At 56.7% G+C, this 22,451-nt stretch carries 17 protein-coding genes; 6 read left to right on the top strand and 11 right to left on the bottom strand.

The window, feature by feature from the left end:
* Positions 1-130: 130 nt before the first annotated feature.
* The 8 genes from WW58_RS12285 to WW58_RS12250 all read right to left on the bottom strand — a co-directional run bounded on the left by WW58_RS12285 (position 131) and on the right by WW58_RS12250 (position 9,189).
* On the bottom strand, positions 131-958 hold the full coding sequence (locus tag WW58_RS12285) for a PEP-CTERM sorting domain-containing protein (RefSeq protein ID WP_046437959.1): 828 nt from the start codon (positions 956-958) through the stop codon (positions 131-133).
* 392 nt (positions 959-1,350) lie between these two features.
* Positions 1,351-2,805 carry a replicative DNA helicase gene (dnaB, locus tag WW58_RS12280; RefSeq protein ID WP_012419480.1) on the bottom strand — a complete coding sequence of 485 codons (1,455 nt, stop codon included), beginning with the start codon at positions 2,803-2,805 and terminating at the stop codon, positions 1,351-1,353.
* A gap of 100 nt (positions 2,806-2,905) precedes the next feature.
* On the bottom strand, positions 2,906-3,985 hold the full coding sequence (rlmN, locus tag WW58_RS12275; protein ID WP_046437958.1) for a 23S rRNA (adenine(2503)-C(2))-methyltransferase RlmN: 1,080 nt from the start codon (positions 3,983-3,985) through the stop codon (positions 2,906-2,908).
* 18 nt (positions 3,986-4,003) lie between these two features.
* A complete protein-coding gene (gene ftsY / locus WW58_RS12270) occupies positions 4,004-4,852 on the bottom strand; it encodes a signal recognition particle-docking protein FtsY (RefSeq protein WP_022198450.1) in 849 nt (282 codons plus the stop codon).
* Positions 4,853-4,866: 14 nt separating this feature from the next.
* On the bottom strand, positions 4,867-5,751 hold the full coding sequence (gene nusB / locus WW58_RS12265; RefSeq protein WP_022198449.1) for a transcription antitermination factor NusB: 885 nt from the start codon (positions 5,749-5,751) through the stop codon (positions 4,867-4,869).
* Positions 5,752-5,779: 28 nt separating this feature from the next.
* Positions 5,780-6,268: a 6,7-dimethyl-8-ribityllumazine synthase gene (ribH, locus tag WW58_RS12260; RefSeq protein WP_022198448.1), complete on the bottom strand. Its 489-nt coding sequence runs from the start codon at positions 6,266-6,268 to the stop codon at positions 5,780-5,782.
* 19 nt (positions 6,269-6,287) lie between these two features.
* Positions 6,288-7,490 (bottom strand): bifunctional 3,4-dihydroxy-2-butanone-4-phosphate synthase/GTP cyclohydrolase II, encoded by a 1,203-nt coding sequence (locus tag WW58_RS12255; protein WP_022198447.1) that lies wholly within the window; start codon positions 7,488-7,490, stop codon positions 6,288-6,290.
* A 19-nt stretch (positions 7,491-7,509) separates the two neighbouring features.
* Entirely contained in the window at positions 7,510-9,189 is a 1,680-nt protein-coding gene (locus WW58_RS12250) for a glutamine--tRNA ligase/YqeY domain fusion protein (protein WP_022198446.1), read from the bottom strand.
* A gap of 495 nt (positions 9,190-9,684) precedes the next feature.
* On the opposite strand from WW58_RS12250, the gene WW58_RS12245 reads away from it, so the two are divergent.
* Both WW58_RS12245 and WW58_RS12240 read left to right on the top strand, forming a co-directional pair.
* Positions 9,685-11,217, top strand: coding sequence for a hypothetical protein (locus WW58_RS12245; RefSeq protein WP_128154930.1), 1,533 nt, complete (start codon positions 9,685-9,687; stop codon positions 11,215-11,217).
* Between the two features lie 328 nt (positions 11,218-11,545).
* Positions 11,546-13,507, top strand: coding sequence for an MFS transporter (locus WW58_RS12240; RefSeq protein WP_022198444.1), 1,962 nt, complete (start codon positions 11,546-11,548; stop codon positions 13,505-13,507).
* Positions 13,508-13,724: 217 nt separating this feature from the next.
* Here WW58_RS12240 and WW58_RS12235 read toward each other — a convergent pair whose 3' ends face one another.
* The 3 genes from WW58_RS12235 to rpsU all read right to left on the bottom strand — a co-directional run bounded on the left by WW58_RS12235 (position 13,725) and on the right by rpsU (position 16,452).
* On the bottom strand, positions 13,725-14,783 hold the full coding sequence (locus WW58_RS12235; protein ID WP_215833072.1) for an ankyrin repeat domain-containing protein: 1,059 nt from the start codon (positions 14,781-14,783) through the stop codon (positions 13,725-13,727).
* Positions 14,784-14,835: 52 nt separating this feature from the next.
* Complete coding sequence (hemL, locus tag WW58_RS12230; protein ID WP_022198442.1) at positions 14,836-16,116, bottom strand: glutamate-1-semialdehyde 2,1-aminomutase; 1,281 nt, start codon at positions 16,114-16,116, stop codon at positions 14,836-14,838.
* Positions 16,117-16,200: 84 nt separating this feature from the next.
* Positions 16,201-16,452 (bottom strand): 30S ribosomal protein S21, encoded by a 252-nt coding sequence (gene rpsU, locus WW58_RS12225; protein WP_012419469.1) that lies wholly within the window; start codon positions 16,450-16,452, stop codon positions 16,201-16,203.
* A 228-nt stretch (positions 16,453-16,680) separates the two neighbouring features.
* Here rpsU and WW58_RS12215 point away from each other — a divergent pair, with 228 nt between their 5' ends.
* The 4 genes from WW58_RS12215 (at position 16,681) to WW58_RS13715 (ending at position 22,416) form a co-directional block, all read left to right on the top strand.
* Entirely contained in the window at positions 16,681-18,171 is a 1,491-nt protein-coding gene (locus tag WW58_RS12215) for a PfkB family carbohydrate kinase (protein ID WP_022198441.1), read from the top strand.
* On the top strand, positions 18,168-18,737 hold the full coding sequence (gene gmhA / locus WW58_RS12210) for a D-sedoheptulose 7-phosphate isomerase (protein ID WP_012419467.1): 570 nt from the start codon (positions 18,168-18,170) through the stop codon (positions 18,735-18,737). The genes WW58_RS12215 and gmhA overlap by 4 nt, the downstream gene beginning before the upstream one ends.
* Positions 18,727-19,233 (top strand): D-glycero-alpha-D-manno-heptose-1,7-bisphosphate 7-phosphatase, encoded by a 507-nt coding sequence (locus WW58_RS12205; RefSeq protein WP_022198439.1) that lies wholly within the window; start codon positions 18,727-18,729, stop codon positions 19,231-19,233. The genes gmhA and WW58_RS12205 overlap by 11 nt, the downstream gene beginning before the upstream one ends.
* Positions 19,234-19,422: 189 nt before the next feature.
* Positions 19,423-22,416: a beta-N-acetylglucosaminidase domain-containing protein gene (locus WW58_RS13715; protein ID WP_215833607.1), complete on the top strand. Its 2,994-nt coding sequence runs from the start codon at positions 19,423-19,425 to the stop codon at positions 22,414-22,416.
* Positions 22,417-22,451: the final 35 nt, after the last annotated feature.

Raw genomic sequence — 22,451 nt, 5'->3', positions numbered from 1 at the left:
AAAATGCTACGGATTCCCGGCAATGGCATGAAGATGTTTTTTGTGACGTTTTCGTCACTCGCCTGAAAATAAAACAGCCTGTATGCGTGGGCATACAGGCTGTTGAGGAAAAAAGACAGGGTGTGGAAGGTCAGGCGCGCCTGCGGCGCAGCATCAGGGAAGCCAGCCCCAGCAGGCTGAGGGTGGCCGTAGCAGGTTCCGGAACGGCTCCCGCCACTACGTACTGCACTTTGACGTTCCCGTCTTCCGTGTAGAGATAGTACTGGCCCTGATAGTCTGCGGCGTTCCCTTCCATGATGCCGGATGCCTTGGTCAGCGCTCCGCCGTCTTCAGCGGTGAAGTCTCCCAGGGAAATGGAACCGCCGTCAAAGCCGGCGGAGGTAATCAGCGTGCGGGTAACAAACTGGAATTCTCCAGCAGCCAGATCCGTGGATGTGGTGGCCAGCGTACCGGAAACGGAGAAGTCCGAAGCTCCCCATATTTTTTGGTTGACGTTCATGATGCCTCCAATGCCGAAGACAAGGCGGGCGCCGTTGCCGCCGGAATCAATCCCGCAGACACCAAGGTTGAAGGTGCCGTCCAGGATGATGTCACTGCTTTTAAAGTCCACTTGTGAGAGGGAAAGAGCGGAACCTGCTCCAATGGTGACATTTCCCGTCCAGCGGGTTCCCCCAACCGTAACATTGCTGTTGCCCGTGACGGTGATGCTGCCGCCATCGGATGTGTCCACCATGGAGCCGCTGAGGGTGATGGTTCCGGTGTTATTGAAGATGACGTCCGGCCCCTGGTTGTTGCCGCGGGCGGGTACACCGTTGCTCCAGTTGTCCGCATTGCCCAGTTCATAGGTGTTGCCTTCCGTAGGGCCGGCATTGCCGGTCCATTCCGTGACCATGCTGGCGGCATTGGCACAGATGCATGATCCGCAGAGGATTGTAGCAATAAATAAGTTTTTTTTCATATTAAAAACAGAAATAACTTGATCAATAGGGTCAGAAGAAATGCTGACGCTGCCGCGATGCTACCGGTTTAACAATCCGGGGTCAAGATTTGATTCTAAGAGAAAATAACTTGTGTAGACGTTTCCTTTCGTATCAGAGGACGTTTTCATGAAATCAAGCCCGACTGGCATCATCGGTCTCCAATGAAAATTCAACAGGCCTTTGCGGTATTTAAATTTGCAATAAAATTTTGAGAATTCCCTTTTCTGGAAATAGTTACATGTAGAAAGAACGTATCATTTCAATGATCGTAGAAACTTGTAACTTTGCCCGAATTAAACAGAATTATCTTCGGTTTCAGCCTGTAACGGATTGTTAATCCGCAGAGAACAGGCACAGACAGCGAGATGTTTTATTCGCTTTCCTGGTCGTGTTCATCCGCCTCACGTGTGGAGAAGCGCATGAGTTCCGCTTCGAAGTGGAGCGGAACGTCCCCCGTGGGGCCGTTGCGGTTTTTAGCCAGATGCAGATTGGCCCGTCCGGCCATCTGCTGGCGTTTTTCCTCATCTTCCGCATAGTAGGCGGAGCGGTAGAGCAGGCCGATCATGTCCGCGTCCTGTTCGATGGAGCCGGATTCGCGAAGGTCGGAGATGCGGGGGACGCCCAGGCTGGCTCCCGTGCGGCTTTCCGGACCGCGGTTGAGCTGGGCCAGAACGATAACAGGCACTTTAAGTTCCTTGGCCAGGGCTTTGAGGCCGGCGGATATTTCCGCCACTTCTCGTTCACGGCTGTTGGCCGCCTGTTTGGAGTGGGAGCGCATGAGCTGGAGATAGTCCACGCCGATGGCTGCCAAACCGCCCTGGTCCCGCATGACCCGGCGCGCTTTGGCCCGGAGTTCGTTGATGGAGATGGCTGCGGTATCGTCAATGACAAGCTGGGAAGCCCCCACTTCCTTGACGGCCTGTTTGAAGTGCTTCATTTCAAGCTGGGTGAGGTTGCCTCTCTTGATGATTTCCCGGCTGCGGACTCCGGAACGGGCGAAAAGAAGGCGTTCCACAATCTGGACTGCGGGCATTTCACAGGAAAAGAGCAGAGTAGGCTTTTTTTCGTTAAGCGCGATGTGCTCAATGATGTTGAGCAGGAAGGAGGTTTTACCCATGGAGGGACGGGCGGCGATGATGAACATGTCCCCCGGTTTAAGCCCGTTGCTTTTTTTGTCCAGTTCCTCAAATCCCGTGGTCAGTCCCTGGATTTGGCCTTTGCTTGCGATAAATTTTTCAAAATTGGTGACGGCCTGTTTAAGGATGCTGGCCAGGCTTTGTTCATCCTTGGCGCTGTTATAGCGTTCCCGTATCTGGAAAATATGGGTTTCCACAGAATCCAGCAGTTCCGCTACGTCGTCCGGATTGTCAAAGGCCTGCGTGGTGGACTGGTTGGCGATGTCAATGATGGAGCGGAGGATGAATTTGTCCTTCAGGACATTGAGGTAATGCTCAAAATAGGCTCCGGTGGTGGTAAAGGTGTATATTTCCGCCAGGCCCGCGCTTCCGCCTACGGCTTCCAGCTGGTGCATGTCTTCCAAAGCCTGGGTGATGGAAACGATGTCAATGGGTTCGTTTTTGTTATATCGGGCCTGGAAAAGGCGCCAGAGCAGCTTGTGCGCGGGGAGGTAGAAGTAGTCCTCCGTCATGCCGATGGTCACGCACTGCCCCACGTAAGTGGCCGGGTCCATGGCCATGAGGGCCAGCACTCCTTTTTCCGGGCCGGGAGCCTGCGGAATGTCCCTGAGGTCCAGGGACGGGGTTTTGCGGGGGGCCCTGGTCAGTTCCAGCGGGGGAACGGCAGTGGTGGTTGTCGTAGTTTCCATGGTGAGGCGGCTGGATGGGTGGCATCCGGCCGGGAAGGATAGCACAACGGAGGGAGCCGGGCAATAGGCAACGTTGCAAATTCGGAAAAGCCCCGTTCCGTCAACGGGGCGTCCATCCGTTCTTTTCCTGTTCTTTCCTCAGCCTCAGCTGCCCGCAGGCGGCGTTGATGTCATGACCTTTTTCATACCGCATGGTAACGGGGATGCGCGCCTTGTGAACTGCATCCCGGAAGGAACGGCAGCGTTCTTCCGAAGGGCGTTTCCACGGAAGCCCCTCCACGGTGTTGTACGGGATGAGATTGACTTTGGCGTGCAGGCGTTTGGCGAGCCGGACGAGATGGGACGCGTCTTTCGGAGAGTCGTTGATGTCCCGGATGAGGATGTATTCCAGCGTGGGCATCTGGTTTCTTCCCCTGCTCCATTCTTCAAGGGCCGGAATGAGCTGGGAGAGCGGCCATTTTTTGTTGACCGGCATGATTTGGTCGCGAACTTCGTCCGTGGCTCCGTGCAGGGAAACGGCCAGACGGATTTGCCTGGGATAGGCCGCCAGTTTTTTCAGGCCGGGCACGAATCCCGACGTGGAGATGGTGATGTGGCGCGCCCCTATTTCCAAACCGCGGTGGGAAGTGATGATTTCCAGGGCATCCACCACGTTGTCAAAATTGGAAAGGGGTTCCCCCATGCCCATGAAGACGATGTTGTTGACCCGTTTTCCCGCGATGGCTTCCGCGGAGAGAATCTGCCCGATGATTTCCCCCGTGGTGAGGTGGCGTTTAAGGCCCAGCAGCCCGGAAGCGCAGAATTTGCAGCCGAAGGCACAGCCTACCTGGGAAGAAACGCAAAGGGTGACGCGCTCCGATTTTTCTCCATTTTCCGCTGCTGCGGCAGGAATGATGACGGATTCTACCAGGCTGCCGTCTTCCATTCTGGTGAGGAATTTCCGTGTGGTGTCCGCAGAGCCGTGGATTTCCACGATTTCCGGCGTGTGGAAACGGAAATTTTCCGCCAGCAGATTTTTGAGCGCGGGGGGGAGGTTGCTCATCGCGTCAAAGGTGGTGACGCGCTTGCGCCACACCCAGTCCAGAACCTGCTGGGTGCGGAATTTGGTGTGCCCATGTTCCGTCAGGAAGGCGAGCAGCTTTTCCTCCGTCTGGGCGGTGATGAGGGGAAGCGGTGGCATGGATTTGAGGCGGTCCCGTTACAGCAGGGAATCCACGTAGCGGTCCCGGTTGAAGGGTTCAAAGTCTTCGGCTTCTTCCCCCGTTCCCAGAAAGGAGGGGGAAATGTGCATTTCATCCATGATGGCTACGGCCACGCCTCCCTTTCCGGAACCGTCCATTTTGGTGATAATGACGGAGTCCAGGGGCGTTGCTTTATGAAATTCCCTGGCTTGTGCCAGGGCGTTAGCGCCTGTAGTGGCATCCACTACCAGCAGGGTGCTGTGGGGGGCGGATGCATCCTGCTTTGCGAGAGTCCGGCGAATTTTGGAGAGTTCCTCCATGAGGTTGTGGCGCGTATGGAGGCGCCCCGCGGTATCGCAAATGAGGTATTGGAAGCCTTCCCTGATGGCCTGCGTATGGGCCTCATAGCAGACGGAGGCCGGATCCTGGCCGGGTGCTCCCTTGCAGATGGGGATATTCAGCTTGTCCGCCCAGCTTTGAAGCTGTTCCACGGCGGCCGCGCGAAAAGTGTCCGCCGCAGCCAGAAGGACGCGGGAGCCCTGTTTTTGCAGCAAATGGGCCAATTTGACCGCAGAAGTAGTTTTCCCGGTGCCGTTGACGCCCACGACCAGAATGACCAGCGGTTTGCCTTCCGGAGGGACGGGCAGGGACGGAGCGGTGGAAGGAAAGGCCCGGCGGAGCACTTCACGGGTGGATTCCACCAGATTTTCCGCATCCAGGCCTTTGCTTTCCTTCAGCTGGTCCGCAATACCCATGGCGCGCCTGATGCCGATGTCCGCGGCTACCAGCTCAGCTTCCAGTTCTTCCCAGTCTATCCGGGAGCTTCGGGAGAATTTGGTGAATAGTTTTTTAAAGAATCCTGCCATGGCGCGAAGCGGAGTTATGCCGGGTGTTCCGTTTTTGAGATTCCGGCCAGGACGCCGTTGACGAAGCGGGGGGATTCCGCTGAGGAGAAGCGTTCCGACAGGCGGATGGCCTCCGAGATGACGATGGGAGCCGGGAGGTCTTTGCGATGAAGGAGTTCATAGGCGCCCAGGCGCAGGATGGCGCGGTCAATGGCGCTGACGCGTTCCGGGGAGTAGTTTTCCAACGTGGAGTCGATGGCGGCGTCCAACCCGTCCCGGCGGCGCAGGATGTCTTCCCCCAGGGTTTTGGCTTCCCGGTAGAGTTCATCCGCATCCCGTCCTGCCTCCACCACTTTTTTTATTTCCGCCAGGGAGGGGCGGTCGTCCGGGTGGATGAGGCAGTTGATGCGGTCATTGATTTCCTGGAGTTTCCTGCAGGAGGAAATGAGGGAGGGCCAGATTGCGTTGTAGGCTGGGAAGTCCTTGAGCGTGTCCAGCAGGCGGCGGCGCATCTGCATCAGCGCGGTATTGAGTTCCTGGGCGGCGTCGCAGGCGGCGGAAAGCGAACCCTTGTCATTGGCGGGGTCTTCGTGCAGGGCTTTTTTCAGCCGGAGCAGGGCGGCGTTGAATTCTCCTTCCTTGGTCAGCAGGTCCTGAAGCTGGTCGCGGACGGGCAGGGTAAGAGGGTCTTGCTGCAGTTTGTCCGCCGTTTCCCGCGCACGGGTGATGAAGAGGCGCAGCTTGTCCGGATAGTCCCTTGTCAGGTGGCCGGAGACGGCCTTGGCCTTGAGTTTGCAGTAGTCTCCCCGGAAAGGTTCCATCAGGATATCCCAGATTCCCTCCTGTTCCGTTTCCGGCGTCTGGGAGGCGGCGTAAAGGTATTGGAGGGCGGCTTGTCTGATTTGGTTGCGTGAGAGCATGGCGATAGAGAAGAGAGAGTAATAGGTATTATTGCCGGAGCAGGGAGTTGAGGAAGAGTTCCGCCATGCGGGCAGCGGTGCGGGCCGCTTCACGGCCGCGGTTGAGCTGAGAGGCGATACAGCGGGCGAAGGCCTGCTTTTCATCATTCAGCAGCAGGACTTCATGAATGACGGGGGTGGTGAATTCCAGGGCGAGCTGCATCAGGGCCTGGGTAATGGTGGAGCCGATCAGGTCCGCGTGGTCTGTGCTGCCGCGCAGGATGACCCCCAGAGCCACCACGGCATCAGGACGTTTTTCCGGAGAGCGGGAGAGAACGGATTTAATGGACACCGGAATTTCAAAGGCTCCCGGTACGCGGATGATTTCCAGGCGGACCGAGGGAAGCACGGTTTTCAGTTCTTCCGAGCAGTTTTCTACCAGGGCCTGGGTGTATTGTTCGTTGTATTCCGAGGCGACGATGCAGATTTTGGCGCGCGTGCCCGTGGCGCGCTGGCGGCGGGGAAGTTCCGTGGACATGAAGGGATGGAGTGGAAAGTTACAGGATGTGGCCCAGCTTGCATTTTTTGGTAGCCAGGTATTTGCTGTTTTGTTCGTTGGGTGGGATGATGAGAGGAACCTGTTCCGTGATTTTTATGCCAAAGCCCTCCAGCCCCACGATTTTCCGCGGGTTGTTGGTAAGCAGACGCAACTGGTTTGCTCCCAGGTCATGCAGGATTTGCGCGCCGATGCCATAGTCGCGCAGGTCGTCCGGATAGCCGAGCTTGAGGTTGGCTTCCACGGTATCCAGACCCTGTTCCTGAAGTTTGTAAGCCTTGAGTTTCGCCGCCAGGCCGATGCCTCGGCCTTCCTGCCGCAGGTAGAGCAGGACGCCTCCTTCCTGGGCGATGCGGCGCATGGCGGTGTGCAACTGGCTGCCGCAGTCGCAGCGGCGGGAGCCGAAGACATCACCCGTCAGGCATTCACTATGCACGCGCACCAGCGTGGGTTTGTCCGGGGAGATTTCCCCGTGAACCAGGGCCAGGTGGAGAGCACCGTCCAGCTGGGATTCATAGAGGCGGCAGGTAAAGTCACCGTAGTCTGTGGGCATGTTGACGGTTTCCACCAGCCGGATTTGCTTTTCCTTGGCCCGGCGGTATTCAATGAGCTGGGCTACGGTGCAGGCTTTCAGACCATGTTTTTTCTGGAATCCTCCCAAGTCCCCGATGCGGGCCATGGTCCCGTCTTCCTTCATGATTTCACAGCAGACGCCGGCGGGCTGGAGGCCTGCCATGCGCACGAGGTCAATGGTGGCTTCCGTATGGCCGGCGCGGCGCAGCACTCCGCCGGGAACGGCGCGGAGAGGGAATGTGTGACCCGGCTGAACAAAGTCGTTGACGGTGGCTTTGGGGTCCGCCAGCGTGCGAATGGTGAGGGAGCGTTCCGCGGCGCTGATGCCCGTAGTGATGTCATGGGCCGCATCCACGGAGACGGTGAACGCTGTGGACATGTTTTCCCGGTTGACGGAGGTCATGAGCGGGAGTTGGAGGGCGTCCGCCCGTTCCGGTGAAAGAGGTGCGCAGACGAGGCCCCTGGCGTGGGTAACCATGAAGTTGATGGCTTCCGGCGTGGCGAATTCGGCGGCAATGATCAAGTCTGCCTCATTTTCACGCCCAGGGTCGTCCGTAACGATGATCATCCGTCCCTGCCGTATTTCTTCCACTGCTTCTTCAACGGTGCAGAATTGAAGTTGATTGTCCATAAAAGGGGATGAAGAGAGGTTATTTTTGTTTTTTTGCCCAGGAGTCCTTGAGAGCCACCGTGCGGTTGAAAACAGGACGACGGCCCGGTACATGGTCCCTGCGGTCCGCCACAAAGTAGCCGAGACGTTCGAACTGGCAGCGGAATTCTGGTTCGGCTCCGGCCAGGGAGGGTTCCAGCTTGGCGTTTGTGATGACGGTCAGCGATGAGGGATTCATGACGGACAGGAACCCTTCTTCAGCAGCGTCCGGGTTTTCTTCCGTAAAAAGGCGGTCATAGATGCGGATTTCTCCGTCCACCGCGTATTTGGTGCTTACCCAGTGAATGGCGGCGCGACACTGGATTCCTTCCGGAGGGTTGGAGCCGATGGTGCCGGGAATGTGTTCGCAGAAGATTTCCGTGATAGTTCCCTCCGCATCCTGCTTGTAGTCCGTGCAGGTGATGCAGTAGCCCCCCCGGAGGCGTACGGTGCGGCCGGGGGCCAGACGGAAGTATTTTTTAGGAGGGTCCAGCATGAAGTCGTCCCGTTCAATCCAGACTTCCCTTGTGATGGGGAGGCGGCGGACGCCCTCTTCCGGTTTTTCCGGATTGTTCAGCACTTCAGCCATTTCTTCCGCGTTTTCCGGCAGGGTGGTGATAGTGACCTTGAGGGGATTGAGCACGGCCATGCGGCGCGGCGCGTTGGCATTCAGGTCTTCCCTTACGCTGTATTCCAGCAGGGCCACATCTGTGAAGCCGTTGAATTTAGTGATGCCTATGGTGTGGCAGAAGTTGCGGATGGCGGCAGGAGTGTAGCCCCGGCGGCGCATGCCGGAGACGGTGGGCATCCGTGGATCGTCCCAGCCGGAGACGTGTCCTTCCTGCACCAGTTGCAGCAGCTTGCGCTTGCTCATGACGGTGTAGGTAAGGTTCAGGCGGGCGAATTCCGTCTGGCGCGGGCGTGCCGGGACGGGGCAGTTTTCAATGACCCAGTCATAGAGGGGGCGGTGGTTTTCAAATTCCAGCGTGCAGAGGGAATGGGTGATGTGTTCGTAGGCATCTTCCAGCGGGTGGGCGAAGTCATACATGGGGTAAATGCACCAGGAACTGCCCGTGTTGTGGTGTTCCGCGAACATGATGCGGTACAACACGGGGTCCCGCATGTTCATGTTGCTGGAGGCCATGTCTATCCTGGCTCGCAGGATGGCTCTGCCTTCCGGGATTTCTCCGTTTTTCATGGCCTGGAAGCGTGCCAGGTTTTCTTCCACGGAGCGGTTGCGGTAGGGTGATTCCTGTCCGGGCACGTTCACGTTGCCCCGCTGGGCGCGTATTTCCTCCACCGTTTGTTCGTCTACGTAGGCCAATCCCTTGCGGATGAGGGAAACGGCGCATTCGTAAAAGAAGTCGAACATGTTGCTGGCAAAGAAAAGGTTATCGCCCCAGTCAAAGCCCAGCCAGCGGATGTCTTCCTGAATGCTGTCCACATATTCCTGGTCTTCCTTGCTGGGGTTGGTGTCGTCAAAACGCAGATGGCAGCGCGCACCCGGAAATTCCTGGGCGATGCCGAAGTTGAGGCAGATTGATTTGGCATGTCCGATATGAAGATACCCATTGGGTTCCGGGGGAAAGCGTGTTACCGGGGCCTGATGCTTGCCGGAGGCAAGGTCATCAGAAATCATATCGCGGATGAAATCTCGGCGTTCGGCAGGCTGCAATGACATGGCGAAAATTCTACTACCAAATTTCCTCTTCTGCAAGCGTGTTCACTCGGAATGACGTGAGGCGGGAAGAGGAGCATGAAGAGCGTTTTTATCTTTTTCCAATGGCCCGTGTTGTAAAATTCAAATAATTTATATCAAGGTGCGTTTGGAAATTGAGCCCCTGATAAGGGAGACTGAAAAATTTCCAGCTTTTCGCCAGGGGAAGATGGGAATTTTCCCTTTACCTTGTTTTCCGAAGTTTGCGGAATGGTTTTCGATTAAATGTTATTTTCAATGAGAGCGGTTTGAGCGAGTTTTTACATTCAGAAAAAAATCAGAGAGTCGAAATGAAAAGGAGAAATGATGGAAATAGGAGCCGATGGAAGTTTCTTGCATATTTTCGCGGGGTACATGGTAAGAGGAAAGTTGGGAAGACAGGTATTGCAAAAGAATGAAAAACGTGCATATTGGAGTCCGGTGAATCTGAATTGTCCACAGTGCAAACGACATATCAATGTGCCTTCTTCCGCGGAGGGTTCTATGGTGAATTGCAGCAAATGCGGGCATGAATTTCTTTGCGACAGGGAAAAACTGATTCCTAAGAAACCTTTTGCCAAAGCGAAGAAAGCCGTTTCCGTCCATTCCCCCAAAGACAGGAGGGAAGCCATTCAGAGCGCCCTGGTGGAAACGGGGCTGATTCAATTGGTGTGCCTTTGCGCGTCTCTGGCTGTTGCCGCCGGCTGCGTCTGGATTTTTTACAATGCTTCTTCCGAGATGGATGGGACCTTTTTCCTTTCCATGCTGCAGCAGCCCCAGCAGAAGGCGTTTGCCCTGTTTTTTGCCTGTCTTGCCGGAGGCTTGATGGCCTGTGCTGGACGCAGGCACAAGATTGTTTTCATTTTGCTGGGGTTGCTGGTTGCAGGGGGGATTGCTTCCCTGCCTTTCGTGTATCCGGTCAAGGTGAATCCTTCCCTGCTCGGAGGTCATGAAGAGGGGAGCGCCGGGGAAGAAGATGTCTCCGGCTTTACCAGCATGGGGCTGGAGCAGCTGCCCTCCAAGAACGCTTCTGTCCAGAATTATGGGGACGGTGATTTGAAACCTCTGTTTTCCGCTATTGACCGCAAGGAATCCCAGGGGGTTCTGGGCGTATGGGTGGTTGGGGTGAATGCAGCCAACCGGGATATGGTAAAGGCGTATTTGAAGAGGATGACCCAGTCCGAGGACGAACCTATTTTTTATGACCGCAAGGGAACGGGCGGCGGACTGTTCGTTATTACTCCCACTCCCATTACGTTTAAGGAATTTGTAGAGGTTGCGGGCAAGATGGGGAAGGTGTCCCTGCAGGATAAGGAGCGTTTTTTTGTGGAAGTGATTCTGAACCGGGACAGGTTTGAAGCGCGGCCCGCTTCCGCCGCGTTGCAGGATGAGCGCCACCAGTATTTCGTGCTGGCCAATTTGAAGGAGCTGTCCTGTCTGGACATCCGTCGCGTTATTGCCGCTGCAAAACGTTTGTCGGCTGTGAATCCGGATAAGATGCGAGGTGAGGTTTCTTCCAGGCTGGTGGAGCTTCTCCGGGAACCGTGGGGGCGTGATGCGGAATATGTGACCGCGTTGGCTTCGGCCCTTGTGGTATGGGCGGAACCGGATCATGAGGAGGCTCAGCGCGTGGTTGATTACGTGGCTACGGAGCTGAAGAAGGCGGATTGCGAAATTCCGGCGTCTCTGATCAGGTTTTTACTGCATGGTTCGGAAAAGAGAAGTTTGGCGTTGCTTCTGGAGGAATGGAAAAAGGATCCCCAGAAGTGGGAGGACGAATGCAAGGCAGCCGGCCCAACGGGAGAAGCTGATATCATCCGTTCGCTGAATGAGTCGGACGATTTTGTTTTGAAACGTTCCGCCGCCCGCATTCTTGGGGAAATCGGTTCGGAAGCTTCCCTGTCCGCGCTTAAGGCTTTCACTCATGACGCCGATAACGAATTGCGCCTGTGCGCGGAGTTGTCTGTGAACCTGATTGAAAAGCGGCTTGGGATAGATTCTTCCGCCAGATGAGGCCGGTAAGGGCGGCTTCCGTTTCCGTGATGGCGCATCGCGCTGTTTTTCTGGCTCCAATACGGAAGGGGAGTTTTTTCCGGACGGTTTACGGGGATTGAAGTGCGGCTCCGGAATTTTCCCATGGCTGTTTTTCGGAGCCGGGGGATGCATGAGGGCTTTTTTGCAGAGGTGTCCAAATGATTTCCTGTTTTCGGACAGTTTGTTACTTGTTTCTTTTGCGATATTTTCACCATTTGAACGCATTTCCGGGTAGGAAATTTGTTTTTGCCCGGGAAGTGTCTTTTTTGGTTGCGGAGAAGAGCCAATTTACTAGAATGCAACGACCATGACAGACCAAGAAAACATGAAAGCCGCCGTTCCGGATGCGGCCAGGCGATATATGCGCTATCTCCTCATCATGGCCGGTTTGGGCGGCCTGCTCTACGGTGTGGACGTTGGCGTGATTGCTGCCGCGCTTCCCTACATTGAGCAGACGGCCGGTTTTAATCCCTCCCAGCTTTCCCAGGTGGTGGCCGCCGTGCTGTTCGGCAGCGTTCTTTCTTCCCTGTTTGCGGGCTATCTGGCCGACAAGATGGGACGCAAGGCGTTGATTACCGTGGCCGCAGCCTTATTTACGGCGAGCATCCCCGTGATCTGCCTGTCCCAGGAGGTATTCGGCATTATGTTGCTGGGCCGTATTCTTCAGGGCGCCAGCGCCGGTATTGTGGGCGTGGTCGTTCCGCTGTATCTGGCCGAGTGCCTGAGCGCCGAATCCCGCGGCAAGGGAACGGGGATGTTCCAGTTCCTGCTGACGGTGGGCCTGGTGTTTGCCGCCGTCGTCGGTTTGCTTGCCGCCAGTTATGTGGGCGGCGTCGAGAATTCCGGCGCGAGCGAAGAATCGCTGACTTCCGCCAAGGTTCTGGCCTGGCAGGCTATTTTCTGGGTTTGCGCCATTCCCGGCCTGTTCCTGTTTTTCGGTTCCTTCCGTTTGAGCGAATCTCCCCGCTACCTGTTCCGCCGCGGCCGCAAGGATGAAGCCATGGCTGTGCTGGTGCGCAGTTACGGGGATGCCCGCGCCAAGGAAGTGTTTGATGAAATGGTCCACATTGAAGAGGAAGAGAAGCAGAAGGCGGAGGAACTCAAAAAGCAGAGCTCTTCCGGCGAGTCCCTTCTTCAACGCAAGTATATCTATCCCTTTGTTCTGGCGGTGCTCGTTCTGGCGTTTACGCAGGCTACGGGCATTAATTCCGTGCTGAATTATTCCGTGAAGGTATTCCAGCAGGCAGGCCTGGAAGGCACCACCGCCAACTGGGCAGACTTTACCATCAAGGTCGTGAACTGCTTGATGACTATTGTCGCCATGGTGCTGGTGGACCGCAAGGGCCGCAAGTTCCTGCTTAAAATCGGAACGGCCGGCATCGTGGTCGGCCTTCTTGGCACCGGGTTCCTGTTCAATAATGTGGAAAAAGCCCGCAAGGATGTGACTGCGGATGTGGCTGCCCTGCTGGCCGCCCAGAGCCCTTCCGTCCAGAAGGAGTTTGAACAGGGCAAGGATGTGGGTTCCATCCGCACGCTTCAATTGGAACGTACTCCGGATTCCCCCTTCATCAGGAATCTTCTTGCCAAGAACGGCATGGCCGACAAGGACATCAACAGGATGCAGCTCATCATCACCTATGACCAGCCGGAAGCCAATCCCGCCTGGTACCAGTTCCTGATGGGGTCTTCCACCCAGCTTTCCGTCGTAGAGTTTTCCGAACTGACCAAGGATACCAAGGATATCAAGAAGGAAGAGGACAAGGCTTCTCTGGCCGTGATCAAGGCCGTTCCGGATTCCACCAATAAAATGGTGGTGAACGGCAAGGACGGTTATGCCATGAAGCCCGTTTCCATTCTGAAGGCGGAATTGGGCGAAAAGCCGGATACCTCCATGGGCTGGGGCGTGACTGCGTTCTTCATTATCTTTATTGCTTTTTATGCCACCGGCCCCGGCGTATGCGTCTGGCTGGCACTGTCCGAGCTGATGCCCGCCCGCATCCGCTCCAACGGTATGGCGATTGCTCTGTTGATCAACCAGCTGGTTTCCACGGTTATCGCCGGTTCTTTCCTCCCGTGGGTGGGCAGCTGCGGTTATTCCGGCGTGTTCTTTACGCTGGGCGGCATTACGGTGCTGTATTTCATTACGGTGACCTTCTTCCTGCCTGAAACCAAGGGGCGTTCCCTGGAGGAAATTGAAGGTTACTTCACAACAGGCAAAATGCCGGAAGATCCCAAGATGATTGGCGAAGGCATTGAAGCGGAGGAATAATTCTTTCTTCCTGTGGTTTCAAGGCCGCTTCCCCTGAATTGGGGAAGCGGCTTTTTTATAACAGGAAACAGGGTGGGCTGCCTGCATGGCTTCGGAAGCACGGCTGTTCCGGGGAGAGGGTTCCGGCCACCTGTTCCCGGGCCGTGACGGTATCCGCTTTTCTTTCCCGCACCAGTAGGAGAAGGAGGGGGGCAAAGCCGGCGATGGCGCCCGCTATTTAGCGGGCTTCCCCTTTTTTCTGCTTGGACTGCCAGTGTTTGATGGCTTCCGCAATGGGGGGATACCCGTTTTTCATATGGAAGTCATAGGCTGTCTGGCCGTCATCGTTGCGGAGAGAGGGATTGGCGCCGTGATTCATGAGGCAAACGGCTATTTCCGGAGAGTTGCAAGCCATCAGCGGAGTCAGGCCATCCACGTCCGGCTGGTTGGGATCCGCTCCCGCGTTGATGAGAAGTTCAATGAGAGGAATGAGGCGTTCCGCCGGTTTTTCCTTGGTGCAGACCAGGTGGAGGGGTGATTGCTTGCTTTCAAAAAAGCGTTCGTTAACATCACAGCCGGCTTTGATGAGCCGTTCGTAAATGGCGGGGGACAGGCTGAGGAAGCCGACTCCGCGCGCCTGTGCGTTCATTCTGCGCTTGAGGTCCGGGGAGCCTGCGTCCAGGAGCGCCAGCGCTATTTTTTCCTGGCCCGGATCGGAGTCATTGAGGGCGGCGGAATACATGAACGGGGTGACGCCCCAAGGCCCCGGCTGATCCGGGTCGGCGCCGTGTTTGAGCAGGGCGTGCACCAACGGCAGCCTTTCTTCCGCGGTGGAATTCATATAGAGGCCTGAGAGGCACGCCCAGGTAAGAGGGGTGTCTCCCGGCTCTTTTGTGCCGTCATGCATGAAAATGGATTGAGCATTGACGGGAGCGCCCGCCTCTACCATCCGGACGGCCAGTCGGTTTAATCCCAGGGCAATGCAGAGGTGCAGAGGCGTGGTACGGTCCGGCGTCTGGAGCAGGAGGTTGCCGGTTTGGCGGAATTGTTCCAGCATCTGATGGCATTGAAGAATGGAGTGGAATTCCTCCTGCACTTCTCCGGGAAACATGATTTCCAGCGGCCAGGAGTCATGCAGGAAACGGAGGGTAAGGCCCAGCAGTTTTTCGTTTGCCGTCTTGATTTCCTGTTGTTCCGCTTCCGTGAGCCGGATTGTCTTTTCCTCCGCATGCGCCCAGGGAGCTGCCATAACGACTGCTGAGGACAGAAGCAGCATGGTTCCTGTCATTTGTCTCATGAAGTCCTTATAGGGGAAGGGTCGTGAGCTGTCACTTCAAATCAGGGGCATGTTAACCCAGCCTGGAGAGACTGATGCGGACGGCTTCCACCGTGCGGTCAATGTCTTCTTCCGTATGGGCTGCAGAGATAAAGCCCGTTTCGTACGGGGAGGGCGCGAAGTAGACGCCTTGTTCCAGCATGTTCCAGAAGAAGGATTTGAAGAGTTTTTTGGAAGCTTTTTGCGCGGATTCCAGATTATAGACTTCCTCTTCCGTGAAGAAGAGGCAGAACATGGAGCCCGCACGGTGGAAGGTGTAATTTCTGCCGTGTTTTTTGAGGGCTTCGCGGATGCCTTCTTCCATGCGCGCTCCGAGCTGTTCCAGGCGTTCATAGGCGTTCCCTTTCAGGAGTTCCCGGAGCTGGGCCAATCCCGCCGCCATGGCGACCGGATTGCCGGACAGGGTTCCCGCCTGATACACGGGGCCAAGCGGAGAGAGGCAGTCCATGATTTCCGAGCGGCCGCCAAAAGCTCCCACGGGGAGGCCTCCGCCGATGACTTTGCCCATGCAGGTAAGGTCTGGAGTGATGCCGTAAAGCTGCTGCACGCCTCCGGGAGCGACCCGGAAGCCCGTCATGACTTCGTCAAAGATGAGAAGGGCGTCGTGGCGGAGCGTTATTTCCCGCAGGAAGTGAAGGAAGTCGTTTTGCGGAAAGTAGAGTCCGGCATTGGCAGGAAAGGGTTCCAGGATGACGGCGGCAATGTCGCTTCCATGGAGTTCAAAGGCTTTTTTTACTGCTTCCCGGTCATTGTAGGGCACGGTGAGGGTGAGCTGCGTCATTTCCCTGGGTACGCCCGCGCTGTCCGGTTCTCCGAAGGTGAGCGCTCCGGAACCCGCCGCTACCAGAAGGGAGTCCACATGGCCGTGGTAGCAGCCGATGAATTTGATGATTTTGCGGCGTCCGGTATAGCCGCGCGCCAGCCTGATGGCAGACATGGTTGCTTCCGTTCCGGAGTTGACCATGCGCACTTTTTCCACGGAGGGAACCATGTCCGTGATCATTTCCGCCATATCCACTTCCGCCGGCGCAGGAATTCCATAGCCCAGCCCCCTGTCCACGGCGGCATGTACTGCGTCCAGAACGGGTTGCGGAGCGTGGCCCAGAATGGCCGGGCCCCATGTGCCTATGTAGTCAATAAGCTGGCGCCCGTCCGCATCCGTGATGTAGGCTCCTTTGGCGGATTGAACAAAGAAGGGGTCCCCGTCCACATTGCGGAAGGCCCTGACGGGGGAGTTGACTCCGCCGGGGATAACGGAGCGTGCGCGGGAGAAGAGCTGGGCTGACTGATTCATGTGCAGAGGGAAGCAAAAAGGGCAATCCTTGAGAAAGGGTTGCCCTCATGGAAATTGGGTTCTTATTCCCGAACTAATACTGTTTTAAGCTTCAGGAGCGGAAGCGGGTGTTTCAGCAGTTTCGGAAGCGGTTTCTTCGCTCTTGTTGCTGTAACGCCATTTTACCTTGTTGCGCTTGCTGGCGGAACGGGCCTTGCGGCGGCGTTCGTCCATCGGGGTTTCAAAGGCGCGGCGGCGGCGCATTTCATCCAGAATGCCTTCAACATCCAGTTTTGTTTTGAGGCGCTTGAGAGCGCGGTCGATAGGTTCACCTTTTCTTACGGTAACTTCACGCATGATTTGTTTTCCTTTTTCTATTCGTCCGGGAACGGGAGACAATAGGTAGTGCTTTCCTGCTTACAGGTCAAGATTTTTATCATGACTGACCTATTTTTTGCCACTGAATGAGAGTTCTGCCGTCCGGAACGGCGGGAAGCGGCCGCGTTGCCCCGTTTTCCGGTTCCGGAGCGCGGTTCAACTGTCCTTGCCTTATAACAGGGGGCGTGGTAGAAAGAGGCGTCTCCCATGAACCGGCTGCATACATTGATTGACGGATTTTCCCGGGTGCGGATTCTCTGCATCGGGGACGTGATGCTGGATAAGTTCCTGTATGGGAGCGTCAGCCGTATTTCGCCGGAGGCTCCGGTTCCCATCATGAAGATGGACCGGGAGACGCGCATGCTGGGAGGCGCGGGCAATGTCGTGTCCAATCTGTGCGCGCTGGGATGCCGCACCACTTTTATCAGCGTGGTCGGGGATGATGGCCATGGGCGGCAGGTAAGGCGTTTTCTGGAAGAGACGCACTGCGTTCCGGAGCTGGTGGAGTGCGAAGGGTACGAGACGACCGTGAAGATCCGTTTTGTGGCGGGCAAGCACCATTTGCTGAGAGCGGACCAGGAACAGCCGCTGAGGATGGAGCCGGAGCTGGCTTCCCGTTTTTTTGAACGAGTGGATGCCTGTTTGCCGGAGGCGGATCTTGTCCTTTTGTCCGATTACGGGAAAGGCCTGTTTGACGGACGAACCGCCCCGGATGTGATTGCCCGGTGCCGTGCGGCGCGCAAGCCCGTCATTGTGGACCCGAAGGGAGCGGATTATTCCCGCTACAGGCGGGCCACGCTGGTGAAACCCAATATGAAGGAGTTCCAGGAGGCTACCGGCGTGGCGCTCAATCCTGCCATGGACGGGTGGGAACAGGATGCCGTGGCGGGGGCGCAGAGGCTGTTTTCCGAATTCGGCATTGAGAATCTGATTGTCACTTTGAGCGAACACGGTATGATTTTCATTCCTTCCTCCAGCCCTTCCGATTTTGTCTGCATTCCTACGGAGGCCCGGGATGTTTTTGACGTGTCCGGTGCGGGTGATACCTCCCTCGCCAGTCTGGGCGCGGCGCTGGCCGCCGGAGCCGCGGTGCCGGATGCTCTGGTCGTGTCCAATGTGGCCGCCGGCATCGTAGTGGGCAAGTTCGGAACGGCCAGCGTGACCGGAACGGAATTGAAGGAGGCGTTGAAGGAGAAGGATATCCAGACGCCCTCCTGGCGTCACCGCGACAATATCCTGACGCCGGAGGCCGCGGCGGAGCTGGCGGAACGTTTCCGCCGTGAGAAGAAGGTGGTTGGATTTACAAACGGTTGTTTTGATTTGCTCCACCTGGGGCATCTGCATTCCTTTATGAAGGCGCGTGAAGCGTGCGACGTGCTTTTCGTAGGGTTGAATACGGACGCCTCCATCAAGCGGCTGAAGGGCGAGGACAGGCCGATTAATAATGAGGAGATGCGTTCCCTGTTGCTGGCATCCCTGGATTTTGTCGATTATGTAGTGCCGTTTGATGAAGATACGGCTCTGCCTCTGATTGAGAAGCTGCGTCCGGACGTGATTGCCAAAGAAGGGTATCCCTTGGAATGCTGGCCGGAAGGACAGTTCGTGAAATCTTATGGAGGGCAGGCTCTTGAACTGCCCCGCCTGGAGGGTTTTTCCTCCACCAATATCATCAACCGCATGAAAAGCAGCCCGGAATGAGCGAATACATCAGGAACCAGATTTTAGGGATAGCGGACAATTTCAAAGCCCTGGCTTCCATGGCCGGGGATATTGAACAGGTTGCCCGCATTTGTACGGATACCCTTAAGGCCGGGAATAAGATCATGTTCTGCGGCAACGGAGGCTCCGCTGCGGATTCCCAGCACCTGGCCGCCGAATTGGTGGGGCGTTACAAGCTGAACCGCCCCGCCATGAATGCGCTGGCCCTGACGGTGGATACTTCCATCCTGACCGCCGTGGGCAATGATTACGGTTATGAGACGGTGTTTTCCAGGCAGCTGGAGGGAGTGGGCCGTCCCGGAGATCTGCTGGTGGGGCTTTCCACGAGCGGCAACAGCCGGAACATCGTTTTGGCGATGGAGCTGGCGCGCCGGATGGGCGTCCGGACGGTGGCCTTGACAGGCCGCGGAGGCGGAGAGATGAAAGAAGTTGCGGAGTTTTGCATTGCCGTTCCTTCCGATGCCACGAACAACATTCAGGAGATGCACATTGCAGTGGGGCATCTGGTTTGCGAACTGGTTGAACGGGAGATATATGGCGGGTAAGGCTTTGTTTCTGGACAGGGACGGCGTGGTTAATGTGGATGGCGGGTATGTGCACCGCATAGAGGACTTCCGGCTGGTTCCCGGAATTCTGAATCTTTGCTGCCAGGCTAAAGAGAAGGGGTATCTGGTGCTGGTGGCGACCAACCAGTCCGGCATAGGACGCGGCATGTTTTCTGAAGATGACTTTGAGCGGTTGACGGAATATATGAGAGGGGTGTTCCGTTCGTCCGGTGCGGAGATTGCAGGTGTGTTTCACTGTCCCAGCGCGGATGACGGACATCCCGACCGGAAACCGAATCCCGGCCTGTTTTTGAAGGCTGCCGCCGCGCATGGGCTGGATATGAAAGCCTGCGTGTCCGTAGGTGACCGGGAGCGGGACATCCGGGCGGCTCTTGCCGCCGGAGTAGGCCGCAATTTCCTGTTTTCTGCGGAAGATGTTCCCACCCTCGCCACGGCCCGTGTGGAGACGTTGGAGGAAGTGGCGGCAAGGCTGTAGGCCGGGAATAGTTGCTTGGGGAAAATCACTGCGGTTTGTCCCTGGAGTTATCCCCTGCAGCGGGGCGGGCGACATGGTACCGGTGCGGGGCAAAGTATTTTGACATACGGAGAGGAGCCTGTTAGAAGTGGAACAATCCGGCCGTAGTCTCGTGAACCTGGCCTGTACAGGCTTTTTATTTTTGCACGTATGAATCTGATACTTTTCCAATCCATGATGGCTGCCGCCGCGCTGGGGGCCGGCCTTGCCCTTCCTGTTTCTGCCCAGTCTTCTTCTCCGGCTTTTTCCGCCTCTCCTGAAGGCTCCCGTGCCGGAAAAACGGCCAAGATGCCGGTGTATCCCATTCCGCAGAAGATGACCAGGAGCGGTGGTTCCGTGACGGTTCCGGCCCTGAAGCTGTTGGGCGCGCGGGATGAACCTACCGTGAATGCCCTGAAAAGCATGTTTTCCCTCGCTCCAAACGGGCTGCCTGTGCAGATGACTATCATCAAAGGAAGCAAAAAGCCTGCCGGTAATGTTCCCCGGAAGGCCGGGGCCTATTCCCTGAGCGTTACGCCCCAGGGAATACGGATGACGGGGTATGACGACGAAGGCCTGTTTTACGCGGCCCAGACGCTGTTGCAGTTGGCGGAGAAGACTTCTTCCGGCGTGACAGTGCCGGAAGTGGAGGTCTTGGATTGGCCGGATGTTCCTTTCCGCGGTACCATTGAAGGGTTTTACGGTCTGCCCTGGGGGCAGGAAGGTCGCATCAGCCAGTTCAAATTTTACGGGAAGTATAAGATGAATACTTACATCTACGGCCCGAAGGATGACGTGTTCCACGGTTTTTCCAAGCGCTGGCGCGAGCCTTATCCCGCAGATATGGCGAAGGACCTGAAAGAGCTAGTGAAGGTCGCGAAGCAGAATAAGGTGAATTTTGTCTGGGCCGTGCATCCCGGAGCGGATATTCACTGGGGCGAGGCGGACCGGAAGGCGGCCGTGAAGAAGTTTGAGATGATGTATGACCTGGGATTCCGTTCCTTTGCCGTATTTTTTGACGACATCGGCGGGGAGGGGGCCAAACCGGAGGGTCAGGTGGAGTTTTTGAATTACCTGAATAAGGAGTTTATCCACAAAAAACCGGACGTGACGCCGTTGATCGTATGCCCCACAGCGTATTCCGGCGGAGGTGGCCGCTACCATGAGGTAATGGGGGAACATCTGGACAAGGATATAGGCATCATGTGGACCGGTTCCAGCATTGTGAGCGATATACGGACTCCTGCGTTGAAGGGGATTAATAAGTATTTGAAGCGTCCGGCGTTTATCTGGTGGAATTTCCCGGTGACGGATTACGTGCGCCATGCCCTGTTTTTGGGGCGCACCTATGGCGTGGATGCGGACGCGATGCCATTTATGCAAGGGTTTGCTTCCAATCCGATGGATAAGCCGGAGGCTTCCAAGATTTCCCTGTTCAGCGTGGCGAATATGACCTGGAACGCCAAGGCCTATGATTCCGACAGGACATGGAAGGACAGCATCCGTATTTTGTTCCCCGGCTGCTCCTCCGCCATGCAGACGTTTGCCGATCATAATAGCGACGGGGGCCCCAGCGGGCACAATTACCGCAAAGAGGAGTCCGTAGAGATTGCCCCCGTGGTGGAGCAGGTGCTGGAACTGTGCCGCCGCGGGGCCAGGGTGTCTGGAAGCAAGGCGTTTGACCGCCTGAAGGCTGAGTTCGCGAAGATGGCCCAAGCTCCGGCCGCGATTCGGGCCAAGTCTAATAATCCCGCTTTCGTTGCAGAGGTGGAGCCGTGGCTCATCCAGTTCGAGTCCCTGGGGAAAGCCGGGGTGAACAGTATGCGCATGATTGAGGCCACAGAGGCGGGGAATGCCGCCGGAGCTCTGAATCATGCCATGGAGGCCGCCTGCCTGCTTGCCGAGATGCAGCGTTACAGCAGGGAAATCAGCAAGGCCATCAATAAGCACGTTACGGAAGTGACCAAGAAGAATTCCCCGTGGCAAACCGCCGTGAAGCCGTCCGAACTGGTGATGGCTCCCGCTGTGCGGGAACTGCTGGACATGGGTTCCACCCCCGTGCTTTCCCGCGTGAGCGGGCAGGCCGTTGGCCGTGTGAAGCCTTATGTTTCCACAAAGTCCAAGATTGGCATCGAGAAGATGCTGGATGACGATCCCGAGTCGTTCTATTACTGCAAAGAGGTTCAGAAGAAGGGTGACTTTTTCGGCGTGGATCTGGGAGTTCCACGGGAGATACGCACCGTTTCCATTGTGATGGGCCGCAATGATTCCGATACGGACGCTGTGAACAGGGGACAGTTGGAGGTTTCCCTGGACGGGCAGTCCTGGTCTTCCCTGATGCCGGAGTCCAGCGGGCTTCGCGTGGAGTACCGGGGAAATGGCAAAAAAAGCCGGTTTGTGCGTTACCGCGCTACGGCGCAGGGGGTTCCGGGAGGCAAGCCGGACGTGTGGACGGCTATCCGGGATTTCAAGGTGAATGCTCCCGCCGCGCCTTCCGTACTGACGGATGCTCCCGCGTTCAGGAATGCCGTGGTTGAAGCAGGAGACAGGGATATTTCCTTGAAGCGCATCATGGAGGTGCATCCCCTGCCGCCGAAAAAGTTCTTGGGCCTTCAAATTCCGGCGGGAGCGTCCGTGGAGTTCGCCTCCGTCAATTTGAAGACGCCGGATATGAAGTGGGCCAAGTTGTTCATTTCCATGGACGGAAAGTCCTGGACGGAGGTTTTGTTGAAGGAGGACGGTTCCGCGGATATTGGCGGAGTGATCAAGGGCATCAGGCTGTTGAACGCCTCCTCCTCCCCGCAGGAGGTGACTCTGGAAGAGTTCCGGCTGAATCTTGCCAACAAGGGTGGGAAGTCCGCCGACAGCGGAGCTGCCGGGGATTTCAACCTGGCAACGTTCCTCCAGGTGGAGCTGTCTCCGGAGAGGGCGGAGATTCCCTGTGATTTTCCCCGTGCGGGTTCCGTCATTGTCCTGTCCGACGGGAAGGAGGCTTCCGTGCTGGCCTGTGGGGCTGACGGACGGTGGGTTCCCGTGGGCAATCTGGCCAAGGGCAGGAAAGTTAATACGTTCAGCCTGAAATCCGTCAAAAAACCGGTGAAGGCCCTCGGCCTGACCGGGAAAAAGGGAAGTTCCGTAAATATTTTTGAAGTAATCTGGAAATAACGGATGGCATCGGGAAGTTTTCCGCCGGGTGGTGT

Source organism: Akkermansia sp. UNK.MGS-1, assembly GCF_000980515.1.
GTDB lineage: Bacteria > Verrucomicrobiota > Verrucomicrobiia > Verrucomicrobiales > Akkermansiaceae > Akkermansia > Akkermansia muciniphila.
This window is presented reverse-complemented; position numbering and strand designations above follow the sequence as displayed.